The organism is Streptomyces sp. NPDC058045 (assembly GCF_042885635.1).
Taxonomy (GTDB): domain Bacteria; phylum Actinomycetota; class Actinomycetes; order Streptomycetales; family Streptomycetaceae; genus Streptomyces.
The window spans coordinates 1-15,576 of the sequence record NZ_JBHVRR010000029.1; the positions used below are offsets into that span (position 1 = coordinate 1).

The 15,576-nt window shown below is 70.4% G+C and carries 19 protein-coding genes; 13 read left to right on the forward strand and 6 right to left on the reverse strand.

What is annotated here, in order from left to right; genetic code table 11:
• Positions 1-156: 156 nt before the first annotated feature.
• The 5 genes from ACFVST_RS18585 (at position 157) to ACFVST_RS18605 (ending at position 2,550) form a co-directional block, all read left to right on the forward strand.
• Positions 157-987 carry a Scr1 family TA system antitoxin-like transcriptional regulator gene (locus ACFVST_RS18585; RefSeq protein WP_390152956.1) on the forward strand — a complete coding sequence of 277 codons (831 nt, stop codon included), beginning with the start codon at positions 157-159 and terminating at the stop codon, positions 985-987.
• Positions 984-1,193, forward strand: a complete 210-nt coding sequence (locus tag ACFVST_RS18590) for a DUF397 domain-containing protein (protein WP_390152719.1) — start codon at positions 984-986, stop codon at positions 1,191-1,193. Before ACFVST_RS18585 ends, ACFVST_RS18590 begins: the two co-directional genes overlap by 4 nt.
• 79 nt (positions 1,194-1,272) lie before the next feature.
• Positions 1,273-1,416, forward strand: coding sequence for a hypothetical protein (locus ACFVST_RS18595; RefSeq protein WP_390152721.1), 144 nt, complete (start codon positions 1,273-1,275; stop codon positions 1,414-1,416).
• 31 nt (positions 1,417-1,447) lie between these two features.
• Positions 1,448-1,909, forward strand: coding sequence for a hypothetical protein (locus tag ACFVST_RS18600; protein WP_390152723.1), 462 nt, complete (start codon positions 1,448-1,450; stop codon positions 1,907-1,909).
• 110 nt (positions 1,910-2,019) lie between these two features.
• Positions 2,020-2,550 carry a hypothetical protein gene (locus ACFVST_RS18605; RefSeq protein WP_390152726.1) on the forward strand — a complete coding sequence of 177 codons (531 nt, stop codon included), beginning with the start codon at positions 2,020-2,022 and terminating at the stop codon, positions 2,548-2,550.
• A gap of 160 nt (positions 2,551-2,710) precedes the next feature.
• Here ACFVST_RS18605 and ACFVST_RS18610 read toward each other — a convergent pair whose 3' ends face one another.
• The gene (locus tag ACFVST_RS18610) at positions 2,711-3,244 is read right to left on the reverse strand and encodes a hypothetical protein (protein WP_390152729.1); all 534 of its coding nucleotides are present in this window, start codon (positions 3,242-3,244) and stop codon (positions 2,711-2,713) included.
• A 237-nt stretch (positions 3,245-3,481) separates the two neighbouring features.
• Complete coding sequence (locus ACFVST_RS18615; protein ID WP_390152732.1) at positions 3,482-4,900, reverse strand: FAD-binding oxidoreductase; 1,419 nt, start codon at positions 4,898-4,900, stop codon at positions 3,482-3,484.
• A 283-nt stretch (positions 4,901-5,183) separates the two neighbouring features.
• Here ACFVST_RS18615 and ACFVST_RS18620 point away from each other — a divergent pair, with 283 nt between their 5' ends.
• Positions 5,184-6,725, forward strand: coding sequence for an FGGY family carbohydrate kinase (locus ACFVST_RS18620; protein WP_390152735.1), 1,542 nt, complete (start codon positions 5,184-5,186; stop codon positions 6,723-6,725).
• A 62-nt stretch (positions 6,726-6,787) separates the two neighbouring features.
• On the opposite strand, the gene ACFVST_RS18625 is transcribed toward ACFVST_RS18620, so the two are convergent.
• Positions 6,788-7,570: an IclR family transcriptional regulator gene (locus ACFVST_RS18625; RefSeq protein ID WP_390152738.1), complete on the reverse strand. Its 783-nt coding sequence runs from the start codon at positions 7,568-7,570 to the stop codon at positions 6,788-6,790.
• A gap of 217 nt (positions 7,571-7,787) precedes the next feature.
• Here ACFVST_RS18625 and ACFVST_RS18630 point away from each other — a divergent pair, with 217 nt between their 5' ends.
• The 4 genes from ACFVST_RS18630 (at position 7,788) to ACFVST_RS18645 (ending at position 11,451) form a co-directional block, all read left to right on the forward strand.
• Entirely contained in the window at positions 7,788-9,470 is a 1,683-nt protein-coding gene (locus ACFVST_RS18630; protein ID WP_390152740.1) for an FAD-dependent oxidoreductase, read from the forward strand.
• The gene (locus ACFVST_RS18635; RefSeq protein WP_390152743.1) at positions 9,467-10,123 is read left to right on the forward strand and encodes a hypothetical protein; all 657 of its coding nucleotides are present in this window, start codon (positions 9,467-9,469) and stop codon (positions 10,121-10,123) included. Before ACFVST_RS18630 ends, ACFVST_RS18635 begins: the two co-directional genes overlap by 4 nt.
• A 35-nt stretch (positions 10,124-10,158) precedes the next feature.
• Positions 10,159-10,815 (forward strand): M15 family metallopeptidase, encoded by a 657-nt coding sequence (locus ACFVST_RS18640; protein ID WP_390152746.1) that lies wholly within the window; start codon positions 10,159-10,161, stop codon positions 10,813-10,815.
• Between the two features lie 189 nt (positions 10,816-11,004).
• Entirely contained in the window at positions 11,005-11,451 is a 447-nt protein-coding gene (locus ACFVST_RS18645) for a hypothetical protein (protein ID WP_390152748.1), read from the forward strand.
• Between the two features lie 35 nt (positions 11,452-11,486).
• On the opposite strand, the gene ACFVST_RS18650 is transcribed toward ACFVST_RS18645, so the two are convergent.
• From ACFVST_RS18650 to ACFVST_RS18660, 3 genes are all read right to left on the reverse strand, one after another.
• Positions 11,487-11,879: a nuclear transport factor 2 family protein gene (locus tag ACFVST_RS18650; protein ID WP_390152751.1), complete on the reverse strand. Its 393-nt coding sequence runs from the start codon at positions 11,877-11,879 to the stop codon at positions 11,487-11,489.
• Positions 11,880-12,038: 159 nt separating this feature from the next.
• Entirely contained in the window at positions 12,039-12,725 is a 687-nt protein-coding gene (locus ACFVST_RS18655) for a C40 family peptidase (RefSeq protein ID WP_390152754.1), read from the reverse strand.
• A gap of 283 nt (positions 12,726-13,008) precedes the next feature.
• Positions 13,009-13,881 (reverse strand): C39 family peptidase, encoded by an 873-nt coding sequence (locus ACFVST_RS18660; RefSeq protein WP_390152757.1) that lies wholly within the window; start codon positions 13,879-13,881, stop codon positions 13,009-13,011.
• A gap of 222 nt (positions 13,882-14,103) precedes the next feature.
• Here ACFVST_RS18660 and ACFVST_RS18665 point away from each other — a divergent pair, with 222 nt between their 5' ends.
• The 3 genes from ACFVST_RS18665 (at position 14,104) to ACFVST_RS18675 (ending at position 15,426) form a co-directional block, all read left to right on the forward strand.
• A complete protein-coding gene (locus ACFVST_RS18665; protein ID WP_390152760.1) occupies positions 14,104-14,919 on the forward strand; it encodes a helix-turn-helix domain-containing protein in 816 nt (271 codons plus the stop codon).
• Complete coding sequence (locus ACFVST_RS18670) at positions 14,916-15,116, forward strand: DUF397 domain-containing protein (RefSeq protein ID WP_390152763.1); 201 nt, start codon at positions 14,916-14,918, stop codon at positions 15,114-15,116. Before ACFVST_RS18665 ends, ACFVST_RS18670 begins: the two co-directional genes overlap by 4 nt.
• Before the next feature lie 109 nt (positions 15,117-15,225).
• Positions 15,226-15,426, forward strand: a complete 201-nt coding sequence (locus tag ACFVST_RS18675; RefSeq protein ID WP_390152766.1) for a DUF397 domain-containing protein — start codon at positions 15,226-15,228, stop codon at positions 15,424-15,426.
• Positions 15,427-15,576 lie beyond the last annotated feature (150 nt).

Below are 15,576 nucleotides of genomic sequence, written 5' to 3' on the forward strand. Positions count from 1 at the left end.
GGCGGTGCGGGTGGGTGATGCTCATGCGCCGCTGTCTGCGGATCAGGCATGGGCCGACTCCTCTCCGTAGCGAAACCACTACCAAGGCGATTCAGGCTGACCTATAGTCGAAACGTCATCAACTTGCGTTTTTTGACCGGGGAGTTGGTCGTCCAGATGGTGAACCGCAAAGAGCTGGACCCCGAGGAGTCACCCAGCGCGCGCTTCGGGCAGTGGCTACGTGCGATGCGTGACGAGCGCGGCTGGACACAGGACGATCTGGCGGAGCGCATCGGGTGCTCAGGAACGCACATTTCCGCCGTGGAAACTGGTCGCCGCCCTCCAACTCGCCGTTTCGCGGCAGATGTTGACAGGGCTTTCGGCACCGGAGACAGGTTCGAACGGCAGAGCCAAGCCGTACGCCACACCTCGCTCATCGAGGGATTCCCGCAGTACGTCGATCAGGAGGCGCGGGCCGCAGAGATCAGGCTGTTCGAGGTGGGCGTCGTCCCTGGTCTGCTCCAGACGCCGGAGTACACGGCAGCCATCGAAGAGGGCAACGTGAAGCGGGGCACACTCACTCAGGAGCAGGCCGACGAGCGAGTCGAGACGATGGTGAAGAGGCAAGCCACCCTTGCTCGACCGTCGTCGCCCCTGATCTTCGCGGTACTTGACGAAGGGTGCATCCGTCGGTCAGTGGGAACTTCCGCTGTCATGAGTGCCCAGTTCGAGCACTTGCTTGAGTTTGCCGAGCGGTCGAACACCGTGTTGCAGGTCGCACCGTTCTCCATGGGAGCGCGCCGTCCGTTCAACGTGCCCGTCACCATCCTGACGACGCCACACCGCTCGCTCATGTCCTACGCGGAATCCGCCCATCGGGGCCAGTTCGAACGGGAAAGTACGTTTGTACTGCCGTTGTTGGCGGCCTACCATCAGCTACAGGCCGAAGCACTCTCCCAGACGGAGTCCGTGGCCATGATCGAGCAGGTACGAAAGGGCACCCCGTGACGACCGAATCCCCTCGCTGGTTTACGTCCTCCTACAGCGGCAACGGCGGCCAGTGCGTCGAGGTCGCCACCAACCTCGTCGCCTCGCGCGGCGTGGTCCCCGTGCGTGACTCCAAGAACCCCGGTGGCCCGGCCCTGGGCGTCCATGTTGACGCGTTCTCGTCCTTCGTCGCGGGCGTCAAGGACGGCGAGCTGGGTACCGTCTGACCGACCGAGCAATCCAACGACCCTGCCGCGCCCCTGAGTTGGGGGCGTGGCGGGGTCGACGGCTTTGGAAGGGCACCCGATGACGTTGAACCTCGCAAGGACAGCCGCAGACCCGGGCGACCAGGACGGCAACACCGACTTCGAGGACGGCGACGGCGAGGGCGGCAACCCCAGCCCCGGCCACTGGGCGCCGCTGATGCCGTCGGCTCCCGTCGTAAGGTGACGGGGGTCGGCGGTTCTACGTGAGGAGCGACATGGCGCAGGAGCTGAGCCGGGCGGGGCGGGTCACGGTTTGGCCGCTGTTGCACGATTGGTCCTCGGGTGCACGGTGCGTCATGGCGTACGCCACGGCGGGGCACTTCGGGGATATGGCTGTTCTCGGGGTCGTCCCGGTGGAGGGGAACGTGTTCGAGCCCGGTGACCTGTTCGCCATGGCTGGCCGGCACGAGCCGGGGAGGCTTTACACGGGCATGAACTCGGACGAACAGCGGGCGTGCTGGCTCGCCTGCGTCGGCTTCTCGGCTCGTCTCATGGGGGCGCCGGGAGGCTTCGACATGGAAGCAGAGTGGGCCGTCGACATGGCCCGGACAGTGACGCTGTCGAAGGGCGCCATGTACGGCCACGCGAAGGTCATGGCGGGCCGCATTCGACTGATTGACGGCGACCTGGAGGCTCGGGCCCGCGCACTTATCCCGGCCCCGCAGGTGGCCGCCTAGGCCGTGTCCGAAAGTCCCAACCCCCAGCCTCCGGCCGGGGGTTGGGACTTTCGGACACGGTCCAAGCGCATCACCGGCTTCGTACGCAAGCACAAGCACTAGGAGCGACCATGCCGGAGCGCACGACGGCCAGCCGAGGCGGGGCCGAAGTTCCCGACACCATCCCCGCCGTACGCGAGGCGCTGCCCGAAGACCGCCGCGACCAGTTCGACTACGAGATCAACACCGCGACGGTCCTCAACATCCACGCCACGCTTCGGAAATGGATGCTTGAGGCCACACCCGAGGCCGACGCCGACCACATCACCGCCGAGCTCACGGCTGCGGAACAACGTGCCATCGACCAGCTTCCGAAGTGGGAGTTCACTCTCATCCTCGACCGCACGCTCACAGAAGAAGACGTCGAGCCCTTCGCGCAGCTCGGTGAAGACCTGGGCGACTACGCCAACGGCTCCCTGGGCATCACCTTCGGTGGCATCACCCCATCCGAATCGCACTGCTTCACCCCTGGCGTCTCCCTCTTCGACGCGGCATCACGGGCCTCTGCCGCCATCCACCGGCACACCGGGGCACGCACCGTCCGTATCGAGGTGGACGAGGAACACCGCGGCGACCTCGACGGAATCGCCCGCGTCGCGTGACCATGGCCCGCCCCCACGTCCCCGTCACCCGCCACCCGTCCAGGGTTTCAGGCTCGCGGGACACTCGGGAGACGGCCGAATTCCTCGGGCTCGCAGGTGAGTTGTCGACGCGCCCGTCTCCATCCTGACGATCCAGATCGCTTGCTGATGTTCGCGTCGATCAAGGCTCACGCTTGACCTTCGAGGACAGGAAGAACAGGGCTGCCCCCGCCATGATGAGGCCCCCGGCCAGTTCCTTGTAGCCCTGGAGGTAGGCGATCGGGATGGCGATGGCGCAGGTCGCGCCCAGGAGGTCGAGGATGCCGCCGACGATTCGGCCGAGTCTGCCCGTCGGCCCGGGGGCGTGGCCGCTCGGCGGGTTGACCCAGTGGGGGAAGGGGCCCGGTCTGGGGTGCCAGCCCTCGTCCTGGAGTCGTAGGAAATCGGGGTGGTGGCGGGCGTAGCCCAGGCGGTGCGGGGCCAGGCGGTGCCAGGGTGGCGCGGCGTATCGGAGGGCGAGCCAGGCGAGTGCCGGCAGGCAGGCGACGGCTGCCCAGATCGCGGCGGCGGTCCGGCCCGCGGCTGAGGTCGGGAGGATGCCGAGGAGGTGGTCGAGGCCGCCGCCGGCGGCGTAGGCGATCGGTGCGGCCGCGGCGAGTACCGCCGCGGCCCGCTCGATTCGGTGCCCGGTGTGGCAGCGGGCGCAGCGCGGCACCCGTACGACTCTCCGCTGCCAGGTGGTGCGCAGGACAACGACCCATGGAGTCAGGGAAGTTGAGGCGTTTTGGTGCAGCCCCAGGACTCGGTCGTGCCACACCGCCGGTGCGGCATTCCCGCAGAACCAGCACTCCCGCGCCGCGAGTTCCCCCACCACCGGTCCTTCCCTCGGCCGCGCCCACCGTGCCCCCGGCCCCCGGGTGCCGTCAACCCGCCCCGGGGGTGGGGCAGTTGGTCAGAGGCCCGCCTTGCCCGGGTTCATGATGCCGGACGGGTCGAGGGACTTCTGGAGGGTGCGGAGGAGGTCGAGGCCGGAGCCGAGGGCTTCGCGCATCCAGGGGGCGCGCTCCAGGCCCACGCCGTGGTGGTGGCCGATGATGGCGCCGGCGCGCAGGCTCTCCTCGATGACGGCCTTCCACACCGCGTCGTACGCCTTCAGGGCCTCCTCGTCGGAGTCGAAGTCGCCGCGGACGATGGCGTAGAGGGCGGCGCCCTGGTCGTAGACATGGCTGACGTGGGCCATGAACTCCCGCATATGGGGGGCCGCGGCCTTCTTGAGGCGCTCGTAGAGGGCGGGCAGTTCCGACCAGTCGGCGGTGACCTCGATGGCCTCGGCGACGCCGCCCTTGCGGCTGACGGCGTCGGTCGACCAGGAGTAGTCGAAGCGCCGCTGCTCCCAGTTCACGCCCGGCTCCGGGCCGAGCACCTCGCCGCCCTGCTCCGCCACATGCCCGAGGACGATCTTCTCCTGGGCGGCGACCAGTGCGGGCGCGCCGTCGAAGGCGAGGATGAGCAGCCAGCCCGGGGTGCCGGCGAACTTGGTGTGCTTGGCGGACGCCTCGACGGGGTCGTAGATCCGTACGACGGCCGGGCGGACGCCGTCGATCAGGGAGTGGCGCACGGTCTCCAGGGCCTGCTCGAAGGTGTCGTAGCGCACCGAGTTGAAGAGGCGGGCCTGCGGCTGGGGGACCAGTTTGAGGGTGACATGGGTGATCACGCCGAACATGCCCTCGGAGCCGATGAACAACTGCTTGAGGTCGGGCCCGAGCGAGGCGCGCGGCAGTGAACGGGTCTGCACCACATCGCCGTTGGGCAGCACCACCTCGATGTCACCGGTGCGGTCCTCGACGTTCCCGTACAGCGAGGAGAAGGTGCCCGAGCCGCGCATCGTGATGCAGCCGCCGACGGAGGCGAGGTAGTACGACTGCGGGTAGTGCCCGATGGTGAGGCCCGAGCTCCTGATGGCCTCGTCGAGTTCCGACAGGCGGATACCGGCGCCGACCGTGACCGTCCGGTTGACGACGTCGACCTCGCCGATGCTGTTGAAGCGCGTCATGTCGAGCACCACACCGCCGCGTACCGGGATGCCGGCGCCCACCGTGCCCGAGCCGAGGCCGCGCGGCGTCACCGGGACACCGTGCCTGGTCGCCCAGCGCATCACCCGGGACACCTGCTCGGTGTCGGCGGGGCGGACGACGAGTGCGGCGGACGCGAGCGGGGCGTCGTTCGCCTCGGCCTTCTTGCTGCGGACCGAGGCGTCCGCGGACATGGCGCGGAGCTCCGCGGGGGCCGAGATGAGGATGGACCCGCCGACAGCGGCGCGCAGTTCATCCAGCGCCTCCTGCGGGATGGTCGCGATGGCACCGGTCGTCATTGCTGCTCCTTGCATCCGTCGTGGCTTGCTCTTGCATCCGTCGTGGCTCGCTCGGGGCGGGCGACTGACGCGCCGGCCGCTGGAACCAGGTCGCCACCAGCCCGCACCGCCCGTCAAAAGCATTGACACCCGACGTCAATCCGGATGCCGGAACGAATCGCCGTTGACACGGCACGGCAATGTCCTTGCATCCCGGCCGCACGCTCCGATCATGGCGAGAACCGGCAGTGCGACTGTGCGGCTCGATCCCGCGACGCGGTGGAGGCGAAAGGTGGAGGACAACATGGGCACACCACACGTCCTGGTGCTCGACGAGGGCACCACGAGCACCAAGGCCGCACTCTTCGACGACCGGTCCCGGGTCGTCGCCAGCAGTGCGCTCCCCCTCACCATCACCACCCACCCCGACGGCCGCGTGGAGCAGGACGCCACGGAGCTGTGGGAGGCGTCCCGTTCCGTGATCGGCGATGTGGTCGCCGCCGCCGAGGAGGGCGGGCTGGAGATCGCCGCCCTGGCGATCGCGGTCCAGCGCACCACCACCGTGCTGTGGGACGCGGAGACGGGGCGGCCCGTCGCCCCCGTCGTCAACTGGCAGGACACCCGCGCCGCCGCCCGCGTCACCGAACTCTCCGCCGAGTGGGCCGCGCCGGCCAAGACCGCCACCGGCCTGGTCCTCGGCCCCGCACACGTCGGCCTCCACCTCGACGCGCTGCTCGCCGGGGACACCGCCCTGCGGGAACTCGCCGACCAGGGACGCCTGCGGGCCGGCACCCCGGAGACCTGGATCATCTGGAACCTGACCGGCGGCACCGACGGCGGCGTCTACGCGACCTCCACCTCCTGCGCCGGCTCCACCGGCCTCCTGGACATCCGCACCGACACCTGGTGGCCGGAACTCCTGGACGAGCTCGGCGTCCCCGGCACCGCACTCCCGCAGGTCCTCCCCGAGGACGCCGACTACGGCACCACCCGCGAAGCCCTGGTCGGCGCCGGCATCCCGATCACCGGCGTCCTCGGCGACCAGCAGGCCGCGCTGTACGGGCACGGCGCGTTCGAGGCCGGCGCGGTGAAGTGCACCCACGGCACCGGCAGCTTCATCAACTTCCATGTCGGGCCCGACGCCGTCGACGCCGGGGACGGCCTGGACTGCCGCGTCGCCTGGACCACCGCGGGCTCCCGCGCGTACATGCTCGAAGGCGGCTCCTTCGTGACCGGCAGCGGCGTCGACTGGATGGTGGAACAGCTCGGCGTCCTGCCCACCGCCGACCGGATCGACGCGGTCTACGCCGAGGGCAGGGCGGACTCCGGCCTCATCAGCGTCCCGGCCCTCGCGGGTTTCGCGGCGCCCTACTGGGACTCCACCGCCCGCGGCATGATGATCGGCTTCAACCGGGGCACGACCGCCGCCGACGTGGTGCGCGCCACCGTCGACGGCACCGCGCACACCGTGGTCGACATCATTGAGACGATGGCCCGCAACGCCGGCACCACCCCGACCGTCGTCCTCGTCGACGGCGGCCTCAGCCGCTCCGACGCGCTCCTCCAGTCGCAGGCCGACCTGCTCCAGATCCCCGTCGTACGGGCCGCGCACCCCGAGTACATCACCGCCCGCGGGGCCGCCTGGTGCGCGGGGATCGCCCGCGGGGTGTGGGCCGACGAGGCGGCGGCGACCGCCACCAGGTCCGAGGGGCGGGAGTTCACCCCCCGGATGAGCCCGGAGGAACGCACCGTCCGCCGCCGGGCCTGGCAGGACGCGGTCTCCCGGGCCCTCGGCTGGCAGCGCGCGGAACTGCCGTCGATACCGGCACAGGGCACGAGGAGCTGACGGGAGGCGGGGGGCCTGGCCCTCACCGGCTCAGGCCCCCGTCCCCGGCCACGGCCGCGCGCTCAGGCCCTCGGTTCGCCGCCGATCGCCGCGGAGAACTCCTTGGCCGCCGGCTTCAGCGCCTGGAGCAGTTCCGCCCGCCGCGCCTCGCCCATCACGGCGTTCTTGGTGGACACCGTCAGCGCCCCGACGGCACGCCCGCCGACGCCCACCACCGGCACCGCGACACAGGTGATCCCCAGGGCGTACTCCTGCCGGTCCTCCGCGAAGCCCTGCTCGCGCACCCGCAGGCACTCCCGCTCCAGCTCGCCCACATCCGTGATGGTGTGCTCCGTGAACCGCTCCAGGGGCCGCACCCGGTACGCCTCCAGCGCCGACCGGTTGTACGCGATGAACACCTTGCCGCTGGCGCTCGCATGGAGCGGACGCCGTGAACCGGGCACGATCGGCGGGGACTTCTGCGAGACCGGGGAACTCCGGCTCGCCGTCGCCACCGTGACCGCGGTGCCCTGATCGCACACCGTCACATGGACCGGCTCATGGGAACTCTCCGCCAGTTCCTCGCAGAACATCCGCGCACGGCGCAGGAACTCCCGCTGGTCTGAGGTGTTCTGCGCCATTCCCGCGATCACCGGGCCCAGCCGGTAGCGGCTGCGCTCACCCGCCTCGGTCACCATCCCCAGCGCCTTGAGCGAGGCCAGATGCCGGTAGGTGGTGCGCTGGTTGAGGCCGGTGCGCACCTGCACCTCCGCGACGTTCGCCCCGGCGGGACCCGCCTCGCCCACGGCTTGCAGCACACAGAAGGCACCCTGTAGCACCGCGGGGACCTTCATCTGGTCGGTCACGATCACTCCCTGATCGAGCTGGAATCGAATCCACGGTTCGGACGGTCGGATCGGCTTTCATCACACCACGGCGGGGGAGCGGGCGGGACATCCGTTGACATCCGGTGTCAACCCGTTGGACGTCCAGGAGGCGCCGCCGCAGGATGCCGGGTAAGCCAGAAAACCCCGCCGGCCGCGCCCCGGCCGGCACCCCGCACCACACGAGGTGGCCGCCAGGATGTCCCGTGCTCTGCGCAGAACCGTCGCGAACCAGACCGCGCCCGTCGCCTTCGACCGCGAGACGGCACTCGCCTCGATGCGCCGGACGCCCCTGGACGTCCTGGTGGTCGGCGGCGGCATCACCGGGGTGAGCGTCGCACTCGACGCCGTCACCCGCGGGCTGAGCGCCGGTCTGGTGGAGCGCACCGACTTCGCCGCGGGCACCTCCTCCGCCTCCTCCAAGATGATCCACGGCGGGCTGCGCTACATCGAGCAGAAGGAGATCCGCCTCGTCTACCACTCGCTGCTGGAACGCCAGCGCATGTACGAGCGCGCCCCGCACCTGGTCAGCCGCCTCCCGTTCCTCTTCCCGATCTACCGCACCGACGGCGTCTTCAGCCCCGCCCTCGCCCGCACCCTCCGCGCCGGGCTCGTCGCCTACGACGCGCTGGGCGGCTGGCGGATCGGCCGCCGCCACCGCCGTATCTCCCGCGAGCAGGTCCTCGGCCAGTGCCCCACCCTCAAGCCGGACGGCCTCCTCGGCGGCCTGCTGTACTTCGACTGCCGGACCGACGACGCCCGGCTCACCCTCGCCGTCGCCCGCACCGCCGCCCTGCTCGGCGCCCGGATCGCCAACCGCGCCGAAGTCGTCGCCCTCAGCACCTCCGGCGGCCTGCACACCGCCACCGTCCGCACCACGGCCGCCGACGGCACGACCGAGGACATCCCGGTCCGCGCCAGGGCCGTGGTGAACGCCGGAGGGGTGTGGAGCGACGCGGTCAGCGCGCTCGCCGACACCGGGCACCGCCACCAGATCCGCCCCGCCAAGGGCGTGCACGTCGTCGTCCCCTGGGAGAAGGTGCGCAGCCAGTCCACCCTCACCTTCCCCATGCTCGGCGGCGCCCGCGGCAAGGGCGGCAAGGGCTTCGTGGTGCGCTGGGGCGACCACTGCTACATCGGCACCACCGACTCCCCGTACACCGAGGACCTGGACGATCCGCGCTGCACCCGGGCCGAGGCGGAAACCCTCCTGGAGTCCCTGAACGCCGCACTCAGTACGGACATCTCGGTCGAGGACATCACCGGCACCTGGGCCGGTCTGCGGCCGCTCATCGACACCGGCGGCGGTGACACCTCCGAGCTGAGCCGTGAGCACGAGGTCACCGAGAAGGACGGTGTGGTCACTGTCGCGGGCGGCAAACTCACCGTGGCCCGCACCATGGCCGAAATCGCCACCGACCGGGTCTGCCGGCTCCTCGGCATCCGCCGCACCTGCCGTACGACGGACCTGCCGCTGGTCGGCGGCGCCGACTTCGACGCCGAGGCGGTGGAGGCGACCGGCGGCCGCTTCGGCCACCTCGGCGGCCGGTACGGCACGGAGGCCCGCTTCGTGGAGGACCTCATCGCGGCCGACCCCGCCCTCGCCGAACCGATCACCCCCAGCCTCCCGTACCACTGGGCCGAAGCCGTCTACGCGATCCGCCACGAGATGGCGCGGACCGTCACCGACGTACTGGAACGCCGGATCCCCGCCCGCCTCCTCGACTCGCGGGCCGCCGCGCTGGCCGCACCCCGGGTGGGCCGGCTCCTCGCCGCCGAACTCGGCGTCCCGGCGGCGGAGATCGAGCGCCAGGTCGAGGAGTTCACCGACGACGTGCGGCGCGAACGCGAAACGCTGGGCCTTGCGAAGATCGGTGTATGAGCTTCCGTGTGCACGCGCGGCACGTCCGTGACCCCGCCCTGCCCTTCGGCCGCCGCTACCGGGCCCTGACCCACGCCGCGAACTGCTACTGCCCGCTCGGCTTCCGGGCGACCTGGGCGTATCTGGGCACCGCCGGCGACCTGCGGAAGGACGAGAGCGCGCTGCTGCGTGCCCTGGGCCTGCTGGAGGTCAGCCGGGCGGTGTGGCTGGCGGAGGCGGAGTCGTTCGCCGCACACCGCCGCACCGAGAAGGCCCGGCACCGGCGCACCCCGCGGCAGTCCGAGACGCGCTATCTGCTGGGGTGGCGGTGGCCCGGCCCCGACGGGAAGCAGGCCACGCTCGGCGAGGTCGGACGGCTGTGGGCCGTACACCGGCGGACGCCCTTCCCCGAAGTCCCGCCCGCCGAGGCGCGGGCCCTGGCGGAGCTGGACACCTGCCTCACCGGCTGCGCCTCGGCCTACGCCATGGACGGCGGGCACCTCGCCCCCGTCCGGCAGTCCGTCCTCGCGGAGTGCCTGCCCCAACTGCGCCGCCGTACAGCCGCGTTGGGCTACCCGTCCGGGGCCGGCCCTCTTGCGTTCGGGTACTTCCGCCGGCTGCTGAAGATGACCGAGCTGATCCACCACGACACAACTCCGGTGCCCTGGCAGTGAGTTCGGAACGCGCATCCGCCGGGGACGATCGGACCATGACTGAGATCGTGCTGATGTCCGACCCGAGGGTGGCGGCCGTGCCCGTCGCGGAGTGCGGCGAACGGCTGGTGGACGTCCGCCGGGACGGCCTGCTGCTGGTCGACCAGCGCAAGCGGCAGGACTCCGCGGGCGCCTTCGTCCACCTCCGCGAAGGCGTCCTCACCCGGCTCCACCAAGCCCAGGCCCGACTCCCCGGCGGCTTACGGCTGTTGTTCGTCGAGGGCTACCGTACGCCGTCCCTCCAGCGGCACTACTTCGACCGGTACGCGGCCCGGCTGCGCGACGAGCACCCCGCATGGTCCGAGGGGCGGATCCGCACCGCGACCAGCCGTTTCGTGTCACCGCCCGAGATCGCCCCGCACACCGCGGGCGCCGCCGTCGACCTGACCCTCGCGGACGCCGAGGGCCGCGAACTCGACCTGGGCACCCCGTTGAACGCGACCCCCGAGGAGAGCGCCGGCGCCTGCTACACCCGGGCCGGGAACATCAGCCCCCGCGCCCGCGCCCACCGCCACCTCCTGCACACCGCCCTCACCGCCACCGGCCTGACCAACTACCCCACGGAGTGGTGGCATTGGTCCCACGGCGACCGCTACTGGGCCCTGCTGACCGGCACCGAAACCGCCCACTACGGCCCAGCCGAACTCGACTGACCGCCCGGCACATTGGTGCGCGCCACCCGTCAAGAGCCGCCTGCCGTAAGGCCGTTGGGGACGCCCGCGTTGGTGAGGACGGTGCGGGCCGGGGGCGGACCTGCATGTTTCGGGTGGGGCCGAAACCGGTGTCCGGAGCGGAGGCGGCGAGGTGATTCTGGTAGGGCAATTCGGTTCCACACCACGGGGATGGGAAGTCAGATGAACCGCTACGCCTTCAAGACCGGTACGGCCGTCCTGCTCGCCGCGGGACTCTTCGCCGCCACACCGTCCATCGCCGCAGCCGGGGACAACGCCGGCGCCCCGGGCAGCGGCGGCATCGCCGCGCAGGCCGCACCCGCGGCCGCACCGGACGGGGACTACGGCACCCGGGGCAAGTGCCGGGACAGCTACGACATCGATGTCCCCGGCGGCCGGGCCGGGGGCTCCCTCTGGTGCAGCGCGGGGAAGATCCACTTCGACGGCTGGGTGCGGGACGTCAGGAAGGACGGCAAGTGCGCCCAGCTCTACGGCAACGTCGGCAACAAGTCGTTCTCCGTGTCCGTCTGCGGAAAGGGCGACGAGAAGGAGGTCCACGCCGCCGGAAAGGGCTCGACCGCCCACATCTACCTGCGCACCTTCAAGGCGGGTAGCTGAGGGACGACTGCGCGGCGTCCGTGGCTGACGGCACGTCAATGTCCTTCGGATACCGCTGAGTTGAGGAGGGCGAGCCGGTGGGTGTCCCAGTATTCGCGGATGGTTCTGATCCGCGTTCCGTCGTGGTCGACGACGGCGATGAGGGGGATGTCCACCGGTGTGCCGTCCGCGGTCCGGTAGGTGCCGGTGTACTCGGCCAGGTAGCGGGTGCCGGTGAGCTGCTCGACCGCCGGGTCGCGCACGGTCAGCCCACCGGCCTGGACCGCGGCGAGGTGTGCGCGTACGGCGTGCTTTCCGGTGATCTCCGCGGGCAGGCCCAGGGTGGGGCCGTAGGGGAACTCGGCCACCACATCCTCGGCCAGGTGGTGGAAGAAGGCGTCGCCGTCGTTGAAGTCGGCCAGCGCCTGGCGGAGTGCCGTCGTGCCCATGTGAATGCTCCTCTCGATCCGCGTACCCGCACAGCCTGGAACTTCGGGTCGACCCGAAGTCAAGCGGCGAAGGGGGAGGGAAGGAGCTGCGGCCTCCGGCAGGCGGGCCGGCGCCCCGGGGGGTGGGGTGCCGGCCCGCGCTGCTGGCGAGGGTCAGGGTCAGAACACCCTGTGGTACGTGGGGCTGCCCCAGACGCTCCTGAAAACGACCTTGCCGCGGCTGCTGGAGGCTTCCCACCCCTTGCCGTTGCCGGCGTAGACGCCGACGTGGCCCGGCCAGTGCATCAGGTCGCCGACCTTGCGGTTGGAGGCGGAGACCTTCTTGACCGCGGCGGCCTGTGCGGAGGAGGTGCGCGGCAGGGTGATCCCGATCTGCTGGTAGGCGCGCAGGGTGAGGCCCGAGCAGTCGTAGGAGTTGGGGCCCTCGGCGCCCCAGACGTACTTCTTCCCCTCCTGGGCCGCGGCGAAGGCGAGTACCTTCTTCGCCTTGGCGTCCCGGGAGCCGCCCGACGCGGGGGCCAGCTTGTTCCAGGTCTTGGGGCCGACGACGCCGTCCGCGGTCAGGCCGGCGCTCTTCTGGAAGGCCTTCACCGCCGTCTCGGTGGCCGAGCCGAACTGCCCGTCGACGGCGAGCTTGGCGCCCTTGGCGTTGAGGCGGCACTGGGCCTCGCGTACGGAGCTGCCGGACGAGCCCTTGCGGATGGTGGCGTGGGTGGACGTCGGGCAGGACGCGGCGGTCACCTGCGGTGAGACGGTGGCGGACGCCGTCTGCGCCACTGCCGTCAGACCCCCGAACGACAGGGTGGCGCAGGCAAGCAGTGAAACGGATCTCTGAGTGAACTTCACGCGTGGTCCTTCCTCAGGGTGGGGGGTGTCGCTTCCCCGGATCGGCCCCGCCGGTGGTCAAGTGGCGAGGGCATGTCAAGCGTGGACGGAGGCAGGATGCGGGTCCCGGGGGAAGGGCGTCAACCCCCGGTCCACCCCCTACTTGTTGCGCGCCACCTACACCAACTCCCCGCCGTAGCAGGTGGGTTGATGCTGGGTCCACAGGCCCTGGCGGTGGGTCCCCGGACCTGCTCACACAGCGGCCCCCTGACGACCGGTGCGGGCCGTCAGGGGGGCGTGGGGGTCAGAGCATGACGCCCGCGCGGCCGTACTCGTGGTCCCAGAAGGCGGCGAGGACCTGGGCCGAGGTCCGGTACACGATCGTCTCGGAGGCCGGGTCGAGCACCAGGTATTCGCCGTTCTCGTACCCGGCGACGGTCAGGAAGTGCGGGACGAAGTGCCCCGACCACGGCAGGTCCACCATGTTCCCCGCCATCACCACCGGCCGGCCCTCGCGGACGTGTGACAGCACCTGGTCGAGGTCGCCGGACACCTCCCCCGTGACACCGTTCGCGGCGAGCGCCTGGCGGACGTCGCCCTCACCGGTGCCGTACTGCTCCGGGTCCTGCACACCCGGGTCGTAACCCATGTCGGCGCGGGCCTGGTTGATGGCCAGTACCGGGTTCGACGGGTCCCAGGACCTGGGGGTCACACCGGCCGCGAGCAGTGCGGTCACCACGCTCGTCGGGCCGCAGTCCTCACCCTCGTTCGGCTGCCCCTGGAACTGCGACACCGGCACATACCGGCCGGAGGACGACTGGTCGCACTCCGGCACACCGGGGATGCGGTCGTCGTGGCCGGTGGCCATGTAGGCGTCGGCGAGATAGCCGTCGAGTTCCGGAACGTAGTCCCACAGGTCGCTGGTGAATCCGCGGAGGTTGGTCACCGACTCGCCGCGGACCTGGCAGGAGACGTCGACCGACTGCCCGTCGTGTGCCAGGCCCTGGCTCGCGCCCGAAGTGCCGGGCGCCGAACGGACGGTGAGCCCGACGCCGTCGGTGTTGCCGACGGTGGCCGTCGCCGCCGCGGCCGCACCCGCGGTACCGGCCACCACGCCCGCCACCATTCCGGAGACCGCCAGTAACTTCGCCGCCGCCGACCCGATTCTCGAACTCATTGCGAGAGCCTTTCCGTCGTGGACATGACATTTCGCTGGACATCTTAGTGCCGCACGCGCGGAGTTCACCGGCCGCGACGGGGGTTCTCGCCGCCCGCCCCTTCCCGCTGGGTGGAGTTCTGACGATCGCCCAGCTCAACGCCCGTGAATCTGCGTAGTCTTGACTACGGCGACGTAGGTACGCGGCGTCGCCGTACACCGGCGGGACCCCGGGAGGCATGGGTGGCAGGGGCGGCATCAGAGGCACCGATCGCATGGCGCTACTGCGGAAGCCAGATCAAACTCTGGCGAGAACAGGCCGGCGTCACCCGCAACGCCCTCGCGGCGGAGGCGCATTACGACTACGAGTACGTCAAGTCCATGGAGAACGGCCGCCGTCGCCCGACGCGCCAACTCCTGCACGCGGCGGACCAGTTGTGCGGAGCGGGCGGGAAACTCGTCGCGGCGCAGGAGTATTTGAAGCCGGAGCCGTTCCCGGCGCGGACGCAGGAGTACATGCAGCTCGAAGCACACGCTGCCGCGCTGCACTGGTACGAAACTCTGCTGGTTCCTGGCCTGTTGCAGACCGAGGACTACGCGAGGGCGCTGCTCCGTGACAGTTGCCCTCCTCTGGATGACGAGACGGTGGAGGAACGAGTTCGAGCGCGTCTGGATCGGCAAGAGGCGCTCCCCAAGCGCCCGACCGCTGTGTACGGCTTCGTCCTGTACGAGGCCGCACTCCGTACCCTCGTGGGTGGTACGGAAATCATGCGGTCACAGATGGACATGCTGCTGCGAGTGGGGCAGCTCCGCAATGTCTCGATCCAGGTGCTGCCGTTTGGCCGTTGCGGAGGGTTGGCTCTGAACGGCTCGTTCGTCCTCTTGGAGACGGGAGAACATGATCACTTCGCCTATGTGGAGGGGCCGGAGACGAGTGCTCTCCATGCTCAAGGTGACAAGGTGAGCGCCATCCACCAGGTGCATGGCATGATCCGGATGCAGGCGCTCGGCGTTGAGGAGTCTGCCGAACTCATCAGGAAGGTGGCGAAGGAGCTATGAGCCCTCAACTCGCTTGGTTCAAGTCGAGTTACAGTGACTCCCAGGGCGGGGCGTGCCTTGAAGTTGCCCTGGGACGCACCAACACCGGATCCCGCCCCGTTCACGTGCGGGATTCCAAGCTGGGGGAAAGCAGCCCGATATTTGTCGTGGACGCGCAGGCGTGGACGGCCTTCCTCGGGTTGGCGCCGCGTACCTGACCGGCCGTTCACCCTGGCCGACTTCGTGTTCTTGACGGCAACTCCCCACCAGGCGGGACACTTTGGGCGTACGCAACGGATGCGCCGACCCGCCGGTGGAGGAGTGGCCGTGAGCGATCGTCTGACGTGGTTCAAGTCGAGCTACAGCAGTAGCGGCGGCGGCGAGTGCCTCGAAGTCGCCCCGGAACGAGCCGGGGACGGCATCCGCTCCCTCCACATCCGGGATTCCAAGCTCGGGGACGGTAGCCCGACCTTCACCGTGGGCGTGCGCGCCTGGTCCGCGTTCCTCGGGGCGACGCCGGGTAGCTGACGGCGAGGACTTCCGCCGCCCACCGTCCACCGCACACACATCCCCCGTCTCCACCATCTGGGAGGCGGGGGATACGTGTGTCTGTGGACAGGTCATTGACCACCTCACTGCTGCTCCGCCGCTGAGCTGGCGGCCGGTGAGCTCAGCGGC

What these genes read in the sequence shown, in the direction of transcription:
- ACFVST_RS18585 (WP_390152956.1), top strand. Translation starts at nt 157, where the DNA reads ATGGTGAACCGCAAAGAGCTGGACCCCGAGGAGTCACCCAGCGCGCGC.
- ACFVST_RS18595 (WP_390152721.1), top strand. Translation starts at nt 1,273, where the DNA reads ATGACGTTGAACCTCGCAAGGACAGCCGCAGACCCGGGCGACCAGGAC.
- ACFVST_RS18600 (WP_390152723.1), top strand. Translation starts at nt 1,448, where the DNA reads ATGGCGCAGGAGCTGAGCCGGGCGGGGCGGGTCACGGTTTGGCCGCTG.
- ACFVST_RS18605 (WP_390152726.1), top strand. Translation starts at nt 2,020, where the DNA reads ATGCCGGAGCGCACGACGGCCAGCCGAGGCGGGGCCGAAGTTCCCGAC.
- ACFVST_RS18615 (WP_390152732.1), bottom strand. Translation starts at nt 4,900, where the DNA reads ATGACGACCGGTGCCATCGCGACCATCCCGCAGGAGGCGCTGGATGAA.
- ACFVST_RS18620 (WP_390152735.1), top strand. Translation starts at nt 5,184, where the DNA reads ATGGGCACACCACACGTCCTGGTGCTCGACGAGGGCACCACGAGCACC.
- ACFVST_RS18630 (WP_390152740.1), top strand. Translation starts at nt 7,788, where the DNA reads ATGTCCCGTGCTCTGCGCAGAACCGTCGCGAACCAGACCGCGCCCGTC.
- ACFVST_RS18635 (WP_390152743.1), top strand. Translation starts at nt 9,467, where the DNA reads ATGAGCTTCCGTGTGCACGCGCGGCACGTCCGTGACCCCGCCCTGCCC.
- ACFVST_RS18640 (WP_390152746.1), top strand. Translation starts at nt 10,159, where the DNA reads ATGACTGAGATCGTGCTGATGTCCGACCCGAGGGTGGCGGCCGTGCCC.
- ACFVST_RS18645 (WP_390152748.1), top strand. Translation starts at nt 11,005, where the DNA reads ATGGGAAGTCAGATGAACCGCTACGCCTTCAAGACCGGTACGGCCGTC.
- ACFVST_RS18650 (WP_390152751.1), bottom strand. Translation starts at nt 11,879, where the DNA reads ATGGGCACGACGGCACTCCGCCAGGCGCTGGCCGACTTCAACGACGGC.
- ACFVST_RS18660 (WP_390152757.1), bottom strand. Translation starts at nt 13,881, where the DNA reads ATGAGTTCGAGAATCGGGTCGGCGGCGGCGAAGTTACTGGCGGTCTCC.
- ACFVST_RS18670 (WP_390152763.1), top strand. Translation starts at nt 14,916, where the DNA reads ATGAGCCCTCAACTCGCTTGGTTCAAGTCGAGTTACAGTGACTCCCAG.